Genomic DNA, 12356 nt, shown 5'->3' on the forward strand with positions numbered 1-12356 from the left:
TCGCGGGGCGAGTCCATGCTTGTGCGGGGTTCTTCACGTGGGAACACTGGACAACGGCCCGCATCCCGGGCCGGTCGGAAGGGAGCGAGTGTGGCGGAGGACCTGAAGATCAGGGTCGGTGCGGGGCTGGGGACCGCGACGGCGACCGAGGAGTTCGGTGCCGCGGTCGACCTGCTGGAGCGGGCGGGTGTCGATTCGCTCTGGCTGCCCGAAGCGGTGTACTCGCCGAGGATCGACCCGGTCGTCGGGCTGACGCACGCGCTCGCCCGCACCACGAAACTGAAGGTCGGCACCGGGGTGATGGTGCTGCCCGGCCGTGATCCGGTCCTGGTCGCGAAACAGCTCGCCTCACTCGCCGCGCTCGCACCGAAAAGGCTCCTCCCGGTCTTCGGCCTGAAACCCGCGCGCGACGCCGAACTGTCCTTGTTCCCGGTGCCGCCCGGACGCCGCGCCGCGGTGTTCGACGAGTCGTTGCGGCTGATCAGGGCACTGCTGGAACAGGAAGAGGTGACCTTCGAGGGCGAGTTCTTCCGCGTCGAGGGCAAGGGGCTCGGCATGCGCCCGGTCAAACGCCTCGACCTCTGGCTCGGCGGGAAGGCACCTGGCGCGCTGCGCCGCGTCGGCAGGCTCGCGGACGGCTGGCTGGCCAGTTTCCTCACGCCGGAGGAAGCGCGCGCCGGCCGCGAGGCGATCCAGAAGGCCGCGGCCGAGGCGGACCGGGAGGTCGAAGCCGACCATTTCGGCATCAGCCTCATCGTCGCGGAGGCCGGGATCCCGGACGCGTTCGCGGCTTCGGTCGCGGCACGGTCCGACGCGGACCCGTCCCGGCTGATCGCGGGCAGCTGGAGCGCCGCCCGCGACCTGATCGCCGAGTACATCGACGCCGGGCTGAGCAAGTTCGTGCTGTACCCGGCCGGGACGGAACCGATCGAGCGGTTCGTCGAGAACTTCGTCGAGCACGCCGTGCCGATGCAGAACTGAGTGGGTCACCGTGGTCGTGAGTGGCGCACCACCCTCACGCGCTAGTCGAACTTCAGCTCTTCGGTGCGCCGCGGCATCAGCAGCAGCGCGCCGACACTGAGCACGGCGACCACCAGCATGGCCAGGAAGACGTGGTGCGTGGCGTCCGCGAGGGCGCCGCGCACGAACGTCGTCGTCGGGGTGTCCGGGCCGTGGCCCTCGAGGACGATGCTGGTCGCGTCGACGCCGGACGGCAGGCCGGTGACCCCCGCTGGCGGGCTGGCGAAGCGGCTCGCCAGGGTGGCGTTCGCGATCGCGCCGAAGATCGCCACGCCCACGGCGCTGCCGAGCGAACGGCTGAACATGTTGGTCGCGGTGACGACGCCGCGGCGTTCCCACCCGATCGTGGACTGCACGGCGATCAGCGTCGGGCTCGACGCCAGGCCCAGCCCCAGTCCCAGGACGAACGCGGCCGCGGCCGCCAGCCAGATCGACGAACCCGCCGCCAGGAACACGGTGAGCGCCGCGCCCGCGATGACGATCCCGCTGCCGATCAGCGCGGTGTCCCGGAACCCGATCCGCATGTAGATCCGGCCCGCCAGCGACGCCGAGATCGGCCAGCCGACGGTCAGCGCCGCCAGTGCGAATCCGGCGACGAGCGCGCCGGTGCCGAGCACGCCCTGCGAGAAGGTCGGCAGATAAGACGTGAGGCCCATCAGCAGCATGCCGACCACGACGGCGACCAGGTTCCCGCCGATCAACGTCCGTTTGGTGAAGATCCACAGTGGCAGCACCGGTTCCTCGACCCTGCGTTCCACGAATACGAAGGCCACCAGCAGTACCGCGGAGGCGGCGAAGATCGCCACGCTCGGCGCGGACGCCCAGCCCCAGGCGACCCCGCCTTCCAGCAGGCCGAGGATCAACAGCGAACAGCCGAGGGTGAGCAGCGTGGCGCCGGTGTAGTCGATGCGGTGCGAGCGGCGTTCGACGCGCTCGCGGAAGTTCCGGAACAGCATCCACGCCGCCAGCGCGCCGAGCGGCAGGTTGATGAAGAAGATCCAGCGCCAGTCGAGGTACTCCGCGAACACGCCGCCCAGCGTCGGCCCGACCACCGACGAGATGGCCCACACGCTGGCGAGGTAGCCCTGCACCCTGGCGCGTTCCTCGACGGTGTACATGTCGCCGACCATGGTCAGTGCGATCGGCTGGATCGCGCCCGCGCCGATGCCCTGCACCGCGCGGGCCGCGATCAGCACCGGCATGCTCCATGCCGCGCCGCACAGCACCGAGCCCAGCAGGAACGCCGCGATCCCGAAGAACATCACCGGACGCCTGCCGAGCACGTCGGCGAACTTGCCGTACAGCGGAACGGTGACCGCCTGGGTCAGCAGATAGATCGAGAACAGCCAGGGGAACTGCGAGAACCCGCCGAGATCGGCGACCACCGACGGCACCGCCGTCGCGATGATGGTCGAGTCCAGCGCGATCAGGCCGGAACACAGCATCACGGCGATCAGGACGGGGCCGCGTTCGGAGCGGAAACCGACCCCTTCCTTCGCGGTGACCGGGGCCGGGGGCGTCATCTGTGGCGGTCTCCTCGGGCTCATGAAGGGGGTCAACTACTTCGCATGGGTAAGCATTCCATGGGGACACCCGGTCATGGGACCGATTTTTTCCGTGAGCTATCCCGCAAAATGGATCGGATGAGCACCTGGATCCGCCCGATCGACCGTGGCTGGGTTGTCCGCGACACCGTCCCGGGACCCGACGTCGACGAGTTCGCCGACCCGGACCGGGTGGCCGCCGCGCTCGCCGAGGCACGCGGCGACAGTCTGCTGGCGGTCCAGCATCCGGCCAGGACTCCGGCCGCGCTGGCGGGCGGCCTCTCGATCGAGGCGGCGTTGCCGCTGGCCAGGGCCACCTTCGAACGCATCCGGCAACGGCACTACCGGCCTGTCGCCGACGTCGTGGCGCCGTATCGCATCGACGGGCCGGACGGGGTCGCGCTGGGCGTGCTGTGCCTGGTCGACCCGGCAGCGGTCCGGGACGACGGGGTGACGCGGGTCCGGCACACCGAGGACGTCTATCCGGACGTCGTCGAGGAACGGGCCGCGATGCTCGCCGGGCTCGGCGTCGCCACGAGTGCGGCCATGCTCGTCCCCGCGACCGGCGGCCGCGAGCTGACCGCGCTGATCGAACGGCTCTGCCGCGGGCAGGCGCCCAGTCTGTCCACAGTGGACGCCGCGGGCCGTGAGCACGAACTGTGGCTCGCCGGTCCCGGCGAGGGCCAGTCCGAACTGCTGGCCGCACTGGACGAGATGGATCTCCTGGTCGCGGACGGAAATCACCGCGTCGCGGCCGCCGCGAAATCGGGGCGCGGCGCGTTGCTGGCACTCGTCACCGGCGGACCGGCGCTGCGGATCGGCCCCATCCACCGCGTGCTCACTGGCACCGGATTCGACGCGGACACGCTGGCCCGGCGATGGAAAGAGGCGGGGTTCGACGTCCATCCAGGACGGCCGGACCCGCCGGCCGAGGAGGGTGAAGTGACCGTGCTGGCAGGCGATTCAGCCTTCCGGGTGGTGCTCGGCAAAGCCGGCGGTGACCACGCCGTGGTCGAACAGAGGCTGCTCCGCGGGGCACTCGGCGTCGATCCGGAGGGGCCGAACGTGCGGCCGTTGCTGCCGGGCGTGCCGGTGCCCGAAGACGCGGACGCGGTATTGCTGCTGGCCCCGGTCCCGTACGCGCAGGTGCTCGCCGTGCACGCGGCCGGGTCGCGGATGCCGAGGAAGGCCACCTATTTCACGCCGAAACCGCGCAGCGGGCTCCTGCTTGCCGAGCTTTGAGCCGCGCTTTTGTCGGTGGCCCGGCCTAGGATCACCTCGTGGAACTGCCCGTGATGCCGCCCGTGAAGCCGATGCTGGCCAAGGCCGTGCACGAACTGCCGCGCACGCCGGGGCTGCTGTACGAGCCGAAGTGGGACGGCTTTCGTTGCGTGGTCTTCCGCGACGGTGACGAGGTCGTGCTCGGCTCGCGCAACGACAGGCCGCTGACGAGGTACTTCCCCGAACTGGTGGACCTGCTCAAGGACGCGCTGCCCGAGCGCTGCGTCGTCGACGGCGAGATCGTGCTGGTCACCGAAGGCGGGCTCGACTTCGAGGCGCTCCAGCTGCGCCTGCACCCGGCCGCGTCCCGGGTGACCAAACTGGCCGCGGAGACGCCTGCCAGTTTCGTGGTGTTCGACCTGCTCGCCCTCGGTGACCGCGATTTGACGCCGGAGCCGTTCGAGGAACGGCGGAAACTGCTCGAGAGCGTCGTCGACACGAAGTTCGCGCGGGTGCATCTCACCCCGCTGTCCGAAGATCCCGACGTCGCCCAGGACTGGTTCACCCGCTTCGAGGGCGCGGGGTTCGACGGTGTGATGGCCAAACCCGCCGACGCACCGTACGAACAGGACAAACGGGTGATGTGGAAGGTCAAGCACCAGCGCACCGCGGACTGCGTCGTCGCCGGATTCCGGTGGCACAAGGACGGCGTCGGGGTCGGATCGCTGCTGCTCGGGCTCTACAACGACGAAGGCGTCCTGAACCACGTGGGCGTGGCCAGCAGTTTCACCGCCGCGAGGCGTCGTGAGCTGGTGGACGAGCTCGCGCCGCTGCGCGAGAACGCGCTGGAGAACCATCCCTGGCGCGAGTGGGCCGAGGCGCACGAAGAGGCGGGCGGCCGCATGCCGGGCGCGGGCAGCCGGTGGGCGCCGAAGAAGGATCTGAGCTGGGAGCCGGTCCGCATCGAGTGGGTCGCCGAGGTCCGCTACGAGCACGTCGAGGGCACGCGGTTCCGCCACGGTGGGCGGCTCGTGCGCTTCCGCCCGGACCGTGAACCGGCCTCGTGCACGTACGCGCAGCTCGAAGAGGTCCCGCCCGCCGAGCTGGCCACCTTGTTCACCGAGCTGGGGGAAGCATGAAAGCGGAGCCGGTCACGCTGGACCTCGACGGCGTCGAGTTCACGGTGTCCAATCCGGGCAAGGTCTACTTCCCGGAGAACGGCGAGACCAAATTGGACCTCGTCGAGTACTACCGCGCCGTTTCGGGGCCGCTGCTGGCACAGCTCGGCGGCAGGCCGCTGCTGCTGGAGCGCTATCCGGACGGCGCGGGCGGGAAGTCGTGGTTCCAGAAGCGGGTCCCGAAGAACGCGCCGGACTGGCTGACCACGACGGTGGTGTCCACTCCGAACGGGACCACTTCGGACGCGCTCGTGGCGAAGGACCTCGCCCACGTCGTCTGGGCGGTGAACCAGGGCTGCCTCGGTTTCCACGTCTGGCCGAACCGGGCCGACGCGCCGGACATCAGCGATCAGCTGCGCGTCGACCTCGACCCGTCGCCGGGGATCGGCTTCCCCGAATTGCGGCACGGTGCCGTCCTGACGAAGGCGTTGCTCGACGAGCTGGGCATCGCCGCGCAACTGAAGACCTCGGGCTCGCGCGGCCTGCATCTGTACGTGCCGTTGGAACCGAAGTGGGACGGCTACGAGGTCCGCGCGGCCGCCGTCGCGCTCGCTCGCGAACTCGAGCGCCGCCACCCGGAGGAGATGACGGCCCAGTGGTGGAAGGAAGAACGCGGCTCGCGGGTGTTCGTCGACTTCAACCAGAACGCGCCGCACAAGACGGTGTTCGGCGCGTGGTGCGTGCGGCCGCGGGCCGGCGGACAGGTGTCGACGCCGATCGGCTGGGACGAACTGGACACCGTCGAGCCGGACGAGCTCACGCTGTCCACTGTGCCCGCTCGGCTCGCCGAACGCGGAGACCCTTGGGCGGGAACGAAACCGCAGTCGATCGAGCCGCTGCTGGAAATGTCGCGAAAGGATATGGCGAGCGGGCTCATGGACGCGCCATGGCCGCCCGTCTACCCGAAGATGCCGAACGAGCCGCCCCGGGTCGCCCCGAGCCGGGCGAAGGTCGTTCCAAGCAGGGCGAAGAAGGACTGAGTACCACGCAATTCGGCACCTGGTTGCGATGATTGCGAAGCGCAAGGATCGCAACCTGGTGCCGAATTGCGGTCAGAGTGGCAGGTCGAAGGCGAGCTGGGTGTGCACGGCGGGTTCGGCCTTGCGGGTGGACCGGTGGCTCGGCAGGGTCGCGGCGCAGCGCGGGCACGGGGCGACGTCGGTGCCGGTGAGATCCACCGGCGTCCACAGGCGGGATTCCTTTTCCCCGCAGGCGGAACGCCGATAGCGGAGGTCTTCGGAGCGGGTCATCAGGTGCGCGGCGGGGGAGTCCTCCGGCAGCGCGCCGACCAGGTACCAGCGTCCGGCGGTGTTCGTCATGGAACTGTCCTCCCGATACAGGTGGTCCAGCTCGAGATTCCTTCCGCAGGCCAGTGTCAACGAGACTCGCCGCGATTCCCGGTATTTCGGCCTTTCGGCGTGTCAGTCCGGAATGAACCGCAGGACGCGCAGCATGCCGCGCTCGTCGACGACCTCGGGATCGTCCGCGACGCACTCCTGGAGACGCGCGGTGACGGCCTCGGTGTCGATTCCTGAGCCGATCAGCACCAGCTCGCTCCGGCGCGGCTGGCCGGACGGCCACGCCGATCGTTCCAGCTGGATGAACGAGCCCACCGTGTGCAGGCCGAACCGGGACTGCTCGCCGTTCGGGCCGAAGTCGAGGAAACCCTTGATCCGGTAGAGCCCGCCGGGACGCTGTTCGAGGAAGTCCATCAGCCGTCGCGGGTCGAGCGGCCGTTCGGCGGTGAAGGCGACGCTGTCGTACGCGGTGTGGAAGTGGTGCTCGTGGTCGTGCTCTTCCTCGCGGAGATCGTCGAACGATAGCTGCCCGGCCCGTTCGCGCGGCCGCGCGTCGAAGAACAGGGTCGGGTCGATCCGGCCGTGGGAGGTCGCGATCACCGGCGTGCCGGGTGCGATCTCGTCGATCGTGCCGCGCAGTTTGGCCAGGGCGTCCTCGTCGGCCCGGTCGGTCTTGTTGAGCACGACCAGGTCGGCGAACCCGAGGTGCTCGTCCAGTTCCGGATGCCGCTTCCTGGTCGCCTCGAACTCGGCCGCGTCGACGAGTTCGACCAGCCCGCCGTAGGCGATGGCGGGGTTCTCGCTGGCGATCATCAAGCGGATGAGGTCACGTGGTTCGGCGAGTCCGCTGGCTTCGATCACGATGACGTCGATGCCTGCCTCGGCCTCGGAAAGCTTGGCGAGCATGGCGTCGAGGCCGCTCGCGTCGACGGCGCAGCACAGGCAGCCGTTGCCGAACGACATCATGGTGTCGACCTGGCCCGAAACGGCCATCGCGTCGACCGCGATGCTGCCGAAGTCGTTGACCACGACACCGATCCGCGCGCCCTGCCGGTTGGCCAGCAGATGGTTGAGCAGGGTGGTCTTGCCGGAGCCGAGGAAGCCCGCGACCAGGATGACCGGAATCCGCCTGTCGACCACGATTTTCCTTTCCGTCGGAGCTTCCCGCACTCTAGCGACGGCGGACGCGGGGCAATACACCGGTCCGGGGAAAGAGCATAAGAGCCTGCGGATGAATACGCTCGAAAGAGTGATTAAGGACGATCATAAAGCGATCTTGAGTGGGTGTGATCATTTCGTCCGGCGCAATTCGGTGAATCTTCCGCGAAGTCGCAGGCAATTCCAAATATTGTCGTCGGCAAGCTTTCTGCCTGCTGAAATGTCAGCGCGGACGAAGCATCTGCCATTTGGTGGATCGTGGCCTTCTTTCGGTGGGGTATCGTCTTTCGTCTGGTCCGGACCCGGCCGGCTCGCCGTGCGGGCAAGATCCTCCGGGCATTTCCGAGTGCAGGAGGAATGGTGATCGTTCCCGCCGCCGCCGCCGGTGCCGGCGTCGAATTCGGAGAGTGGGAGGCCGAGGTGACGACGGCCTCCATGCGGGTGACGGATATCCCCCGCTTGCCTCCGGAGGTGGTGTCGCGGGAACGGAGCGTGGACCCGGCCGAGGCGGAGGACTTCCTCCGGCTCTTCCACGCCGAAACGGACGGCGGGACCGCGGGGCTTGGCGAGCGGCTCGACCGGGTCCGCGCCGAGATCCACGCGACGGGGACGTACCGGCACACCGCGGCCGAGGTCGAGTTCGGCGCCAGGGTGGCCTGGCGGAACTCCGCGCGGTGCATCGGCAGGCTGTACTGGCAAGGGCTGAAGGTGCGGGACCGCCGTGACGTCGACGGCGCCGCCGCCATCGCCGAGGAGTGCGTCACCCATCTGCGGGAGGCGACCCGAGGCGGCCGGATCCGCTCGACCATCACCGTGTTCGCGCCGGACGGTCCGGCGGGACCCGGCCCGAAGATCCACAACGAGCAGCTGATCCGCTACGCAGGCCATCGGCTCGGCGACGGCTCGGTGCTGGGCGACCCGCGCCACGCCGACTTCACCGAAACCGTCCAGGAGCACGGCTGGCGCCCGCCCGAGCGCAAGGGTTCCTTCGACGTGCTCCCGCTGCTCATCGAGTCCGAACCGGGGGAGCGGCGCCTGTTCCGGCTGCCGTCGGACGCCGTGCTGGAAGTCCCGCTGTCGCATCCCGACCACCGCTGGTTCGCCGGGCTCGGACTGCGCTGGCACGCGGTGCCGGCGATCAGCAACATGCGGCTGGTCATCGGCGGGATCACCTACCCCGCGGCGCCGTTCAACGGCTGGTACCTCGCCACCGAGATCGGCGCGCGGAACCTGGCCGACACCGACCGCTACGACCTGCTGCCGGTGATCGCGGACCTGATGGGGCTGTCGACGAAGTCGGAACGCACCCTGTGGCGCGACCGCGCGCTGGTCGAACTGACGTTGGCCGTCCAGCACTCCTTCGACGCGGCGGGTGTGACCATCGCCGATCACCACACCGAATCGCGGCGGTTCCTCACGCATATCGCCAAGGAGGAGCGTGCGGGCCGTCGGTGCCAGGCGGACTGGAGCTGGATCGTCCCGCCGCTGTCCGGCGGGCAGACCGCCGTGTTCCACCGCTACTACGACGAACCGGATCCGGCCGCGAGACCGGCGTTCCTGCCTCCCGGGTAGCGCTCCGACGGGTGAAGAGGTGAGCCGAATGCGGCGTGTCGACGGGCCGGACGGTGGCACGGGTAGCGGCCGCGCGGAGAATGGTGGCATGACCGCAGTGCTCGTCGCCCACGCCGGCAGATCCGGTGGGACAAGGGAGATCGCCGAGGTGATCGCCGCCGAGCTGCGGGAAGCCGGACTGACGGCCGATCTTTTGGACGCGGCCGAAGTCGACGACGTCGAACCGTACGGCGCGGTGATCGTCGGGAGCGCACTGCACCACCGGCGTTGGCGCCCCGAGGCGGTGCGGCTGCTCACCGAACACGAAGAGGCGCTCCGGAACCGTCCGGTGTGGTTGTTCCACAGCGGGCCCTGCGGGCCGCTCGCCGCGGGCAAACGGGTGAGCTTGCCCGCGGGGGTCGCCCTGCTGGCCGCGAGGATCGACGCCGAACGCACGGCCACCTTCGGCGGCAGGCTCACCCCGGCCACCGCGAGCGGCCTGTTCTGGAAGATCATGGCCGCGGGCCCCTGGGCTGGCGACTTCCGCGACTGGCCGTCGATCCGGGCCTGGGCCCGCGACGTCGGCCGCCGCGTGCGCATCCGCGTCACCCTTTGAAGTACCGGTTTCGTCGGTGGCCTGTCGTACGATGCCTTCATGGACAAACGGTTCACTGCGAAGCTGCTCAAAAGCCCGGAGAAGGGCGGCTGGACGTACGTCGTCATGCCCGGCTCCGCCGAGTACTTCGGTACCAAGGGGCTGGTGAAGGTCCGCGGGACCATCGACGGACATCCGTTCCGGAGTTCGTTCATGGCGCTGGGCGACGGCACCCACAAGCTCCCGGTGAAGGCCGATGTGCGCAAAGCGATCGGCAAAGAGGAAGGTGACACGGTGGACGTCGTCCTGCTCGAGCGGCTCGAGGGCTGAGTGGCCGCGGAGTGGAAGCCGTCCCCGGTCATCAAGATCTACGAGGCACTCGGCGCGGTGGCCGACGGCCGGATCGAGATCGACGGTGACACGGCGCGCGTCGCCTCGTCGGACAAGGCCAAGACGTACGACGTCCGCCACGATCCGGCCGCGGGGTCGATCACGGCCAACGACAACGGGTCCTACTGGCAGGGCTACCTCGGCTATCCGGGCATCGCGTACTTGATGGAACGCGGCGTGCTCGCCTACGACAGCGGCCTCATCGCCGGGCTGGCAGGCGTGCCGTGGAAGGAACTCGCCACCCGGTACCGCAACGACTGGGCGAAGGTGGAGAAGCACGTCCGCGACGACCTGGCCGACAAGGGCGTCGATCTGGACCGGTTCGACGCCGGGCTCGCGGAGATTTCGAAACGGTTGGAAGCGTTGGCGCTCACCAAGCTTTCCCCGCGGCTGCGCCCGCCTAAATGACTTTTTGAGTGGTGCGGGCGCAACCGCGGCAGTGGCGCACTGCGCCGGACGCCGATGTCACGGTGGTCGCAGCGTCACCAGGGATCGCGTCGGCGGGTAGCGAGGGCCTCCTTCACTACCTTCAGGGTAGGCAAGGAGGCCTTCACGGCCAGCTGGCTTGCCTGCGCGAGGTGACACCACGCACCGTCCTACCCGCTACAGGCCGACGAGGGTCCAGCCGCGGGAACTTCGCCCGAAAGTACATGATGGCCCCCTTCCTTGCGCCTAGCTCAAGGAAGGGGGCCATCATGTACTTGAAGCAGTGCCGGTACCGCATGGACTTGCGGCCCAGGTGCTCAGCCGCAGTGTTCCGACGGGCTGTTGTACGTCGTTCCGCCCGCGGAACCGCCCCACTTCACGCATTTGCCCGCGGCGGACGCCCGCACCGGGCCGGCGAACCACGAGAACGCCCCGGAGTCGGTGATCCGGGAAGACCCGGCCACCTCGAGGTAGGCCGACGTCGCGGTCGCGGTTCCGGCGGATGCGCTTTTCATCGTGCTGACACAGTTCTGTCCGTTGGAAGCGTTGTAGGACAGGTAAACCGTGCCCGCCGTCCCGAGCGGTTCCGAGTCGATCACGCCGTATCCGCCGCCGCACACCGGGGCTCCGAGCGTGGTCTCGGTGACCGTCGAGAAGCGGATGGTCTCGTTGGCGTTGCCGGCCGGGCCCGCTTCGTACAGCACGCCGACCGAACCCGAAGACAGCTGGACCATGTCTGAGTACGCGGCGTCGCCGCTCCACACCAGCGTTCCGGCGGAGTTGCCCTGCCAGTTCGCGCCCTCGTCGAAGGAAGACCGGACGACGAGTTCCTTGCGGCGGTCGCAGACCGACGGTGCGGCGAACAGGATCCGGTTGTACTTGCCCGCCTTGTCGGTCGCGGTCATCCGCGCGGTCGAAGCCTGCACCACCGGGGTGATCAGATCCTCCTCGAAGGTGAACTTGGTGGAGAAGCTCGCCCCACCGTCGGAGCTGATGGCGTAGGCGCGGTTCTTCGCGCCGCCACTGAGGCATTTGTTGCCGTTGTTGGCCTGGTTCCGCGCTGCGGCGTAGACCCGGCCGTCGAGCAGTTCGGTGACGCTGATTTCCTGCGGGTTCAGCGCGGCCGACAACGCCGGAGTGTCGGTGGCGCCGCGCTTCCACGTGACACCTTGGTCGTCGCTGTAGACGAGCGCGCCGCTGTTCTTGCCGTCGATGGTGTAGCTCATCCCGGCGACGATCCGGCCGGCGTGCGCGCCGCGGGTCAGCACGATGCCGTGTGACGGGCCGGTCGCGAGCCAGCCCGGCGCGGAGTCGAACCCGAGCTGGGTGGTGAGTACCTTGGGCGCGGTCCAGGTCTTGCCGTGATCGTCGCTGATCGAGACGCGCGGAATCCGGTTGCAGTCGGGGTTCTTGACGCATTCCATCACCGAGAGCAGCACGATCCGTCCGGTGGACGGGATCACGATCGGCGTCGGATTTCCTTTGGTGTCACCGAAACCTTCGATGACGATCTTCGGCGCGCTCCAGGTCCTGCCGTTGTCCGCCGAGCGTTTCACGACGAGATCGATGTCGCCGCTGTCGTTGCAGAAGCTGGCGCCGCCGTTGCGGCCTTCGGCGAACGCGAGCAGTTCGCCGTTGTTCGCCTTGACGATGGCGGGGATTCTGAAGCAGTCGTAACCTTCTGTTTTCTCTTTGTACACCAACGTGTTCCCGACTGCGGCGGCGGAGATCCGGTCGCCGGTGTCCGGGGTGGCGAGAGAGGTGGCCGGGGATGCGCCGACCGCCGCGGTGGCGACGAGGGCCGCGAACAGGCCCTGTGCGACGCGGGAGATCTTCACGGGAGTGCTCCGTCCTGGATTCGATTCCGGGTGACGGGACATCAGGGTCCTTCCGGCTCGTACAGCCGTCGTACAAGGCGCGTACAACCCGGTTTCGCCTTCTGTGTCAGGTGACGCAGAAGGACGGTGGTTTCCCT

General features: G+C 68.9%; 12 protein-coding genes. 8 read left to right on the forward strand and 4 right to left on the reverse strand.

The genetic code is table 11. The features are described from left to right. Positions 1 to 90: 90 nt before the first annotated feature. Entirely contained in the window at positions 91 to 981 is an 891-nt protein-coding gene (locus tag ACLJO0_RS15580) for a TIGR03854 family LLM class F420-dependent oxidoreductase (protein WP_410579224.1), read from the forward strand. 41 nt (positions 982 to 1022) lie between these two features. Here ACLJO0_RS15580 and ACLJO0_RS15585 read toward each other — a convergent pair whose 3' ends face one another. Continuing rightward, a complete protein-coding gene (locus tag ACLJO0_RS15585) occupies positions 1023 to 2543 on the reverse strand; it encodes an MDR family MFS transporter (protein ID WP_410579225.1) in 1521 nt (506 codons plus the stop codon). Between the two features lie 111 nt (positions 2544 to 2654). Here ACLJO0_RS15585 and ACLJO0_RS15590 point away from each other — a divergent pair, with 111 nt between their 5' ends. From ACLJO0_RS15590 to ligD, 3 genes are read left to right on the forward strand one after another with little or no spacing between them, the layout of a single operon-like run. Continuing rightward, complete coding sequence (locus ACLJO0_RS15590; RefSeq protein ID WP_410579226.1) at positions 2655 to 3806, forward strand: DUF1015 family protein; 1152 nt, start codon at positions 2655 to 2657, stop codon at positions 3804 to 3806. Positions 3807 to 3844: 38 nt separating this feature from the next. Then, positions 3845 to 4924 (forward strand): ATP-dependent DNA ligase, encoded by a 1080-nt coding sequence (locus tag ACLJO0_RS15595; protein WP_199748971.1) that lies wholly within the window; start codon positions 3845 to 3847, stop codon positions 4922 to 4924. Further along, a complete protein-coding gene (gene ligD / locus ACLJO0_RS15600; RefSeq protein ID WP_410579227.1) occupies positions 4921 to 5943 on the forward strand; it encodes a non-homologous end-joining DNA ligase in 1023 nt (340 codons plus the stop codon). The genes ACLJO0_RS15595 and ligD overlap by 4 nt, the downstream gene beginning before the upstream one ends. 72 nt (positions 5944 to 6015) lie before the next feature. Here the strand turns inward: ligD and ACLJO0_RS15605 are convergent, their stop codons facing one another. Together ACLJO0_RS15605 and ACLJO0_RS15610 are read right to left on the reverse strand one after the other, a co-directional pair. After that, positions 6016 to 6282 (reverse strand): hypothetical protein, encoded by a 267-nt coding sequence (locus tag ACLJO0_RS15605; protein ID WP_125783960.1) that lies wholly within the window; start codon positions 6280 to 6282, stop codon positions 6016 to 6018. A gap of 102 nt (positions 6283 to 6384) precedes the next feature. Beyond that, positions 6385 to 7401 carry a CobW family GTP-binding protein gene (locus ACLJO0_RS15610; RefSeq protein ID WP_410579228.1) on the reverse strand — a complete coding sequence of 339 codons (1017 nt, stop codon included), beginning with the start codon at positions 7399 to 7401 and terminating at the stop codon, positions 6385 to 6387. A 375-nt stretch (positions 7402 to 7776) separates the two neighbouring features. Here ACLJO0_RS15610 and ACLJO0_RS15615 point away from each other — a divergent pair, with 375 nt between their 5' ends. The 4 genes from ACLJO0_RS15615 to ACLJO0_RS15630 all read left to right on the forward strand — a co-directional run bounded on the left by ACLJO0_RS15615 (position 7777) and on the right by ACLJO0_RS15630 (position 10363). Next, positions 7777 to 8991 carry a nitric oxide synthase oxygenase gene (locus ACLJO0_RS15615; protein WP_410579229.1) on the forward strand — a complete coding sequence of 405 codons (1215 nt, stop codon included), beginning with the start codon at positions 7777 to 7779 and terminating at the stop codon, positions 8989 to 8991. An 88-nt stretch (positions 8992 to 9079) separates the two neighbouring features. Further along, entirely contained in the window at positions 9080 to 9586 is a 507-nt protein-coding gene (locus ACLJO0_RS15620; RefSeq protein ID WP_199748973.1) for a flavodoxin domain-containing protein, read from the forward strand. 39 nt (positions 9587 to 9625) lie between these two features. Continuing rightward, positions 9626 to 9895 carry a DUF1905 domain-containing protein gene (locus ACLJO0_RS15625; RefSeq protein ID WP_125783966.1) on the forward strand — a complete coding sequence of 90 codons (270 nt, stop codon included), beginning with the start codon at positions 9626 to 9628 and terminating at the stop codon, positions 9893 to 9895. Further along, the gene (locus ACLJO0_RS15630; protein ID WP_410579230.1) at positions 9896 to 10363 is read left to right on the forward strand and encodes a hypothetical protein; all 468 of its coding nucleotides are present in this window, start codon (positions 9896 to 9898) and stop codon (positions 10361 to 10363) included. A gap of 335 nt (positions 10364 to 10698) precedes the next feature. Here ACLJO0_RS15630 and ACLJO0_RS15635 read toward each other — a convergent pair whose 3' ends face one another. After that, positions 10699 to 12219: a sialidase family protein gene (locus ACLJO0_RS15635; protein WP_410579231.1), complete on the reverse strand. Its 1521-nt coding sequence runs from the start codon at positions 12217 to 12219 to the stop codon at positions 10699 to 10701. Between the last annotated feature and the right edge of the window lie 137 nt (positions 12220 to 12356).

Origin of the sequence: Amycolatopsis sp. lyj-108 (genome assembly GCF_046549005.1) — a bacterium.
GTDB lineage: Bacteria > Actinomycetota > Actinomycetes > Mycobacteriales > Pseudonocardiaceae > Amycolatopsis.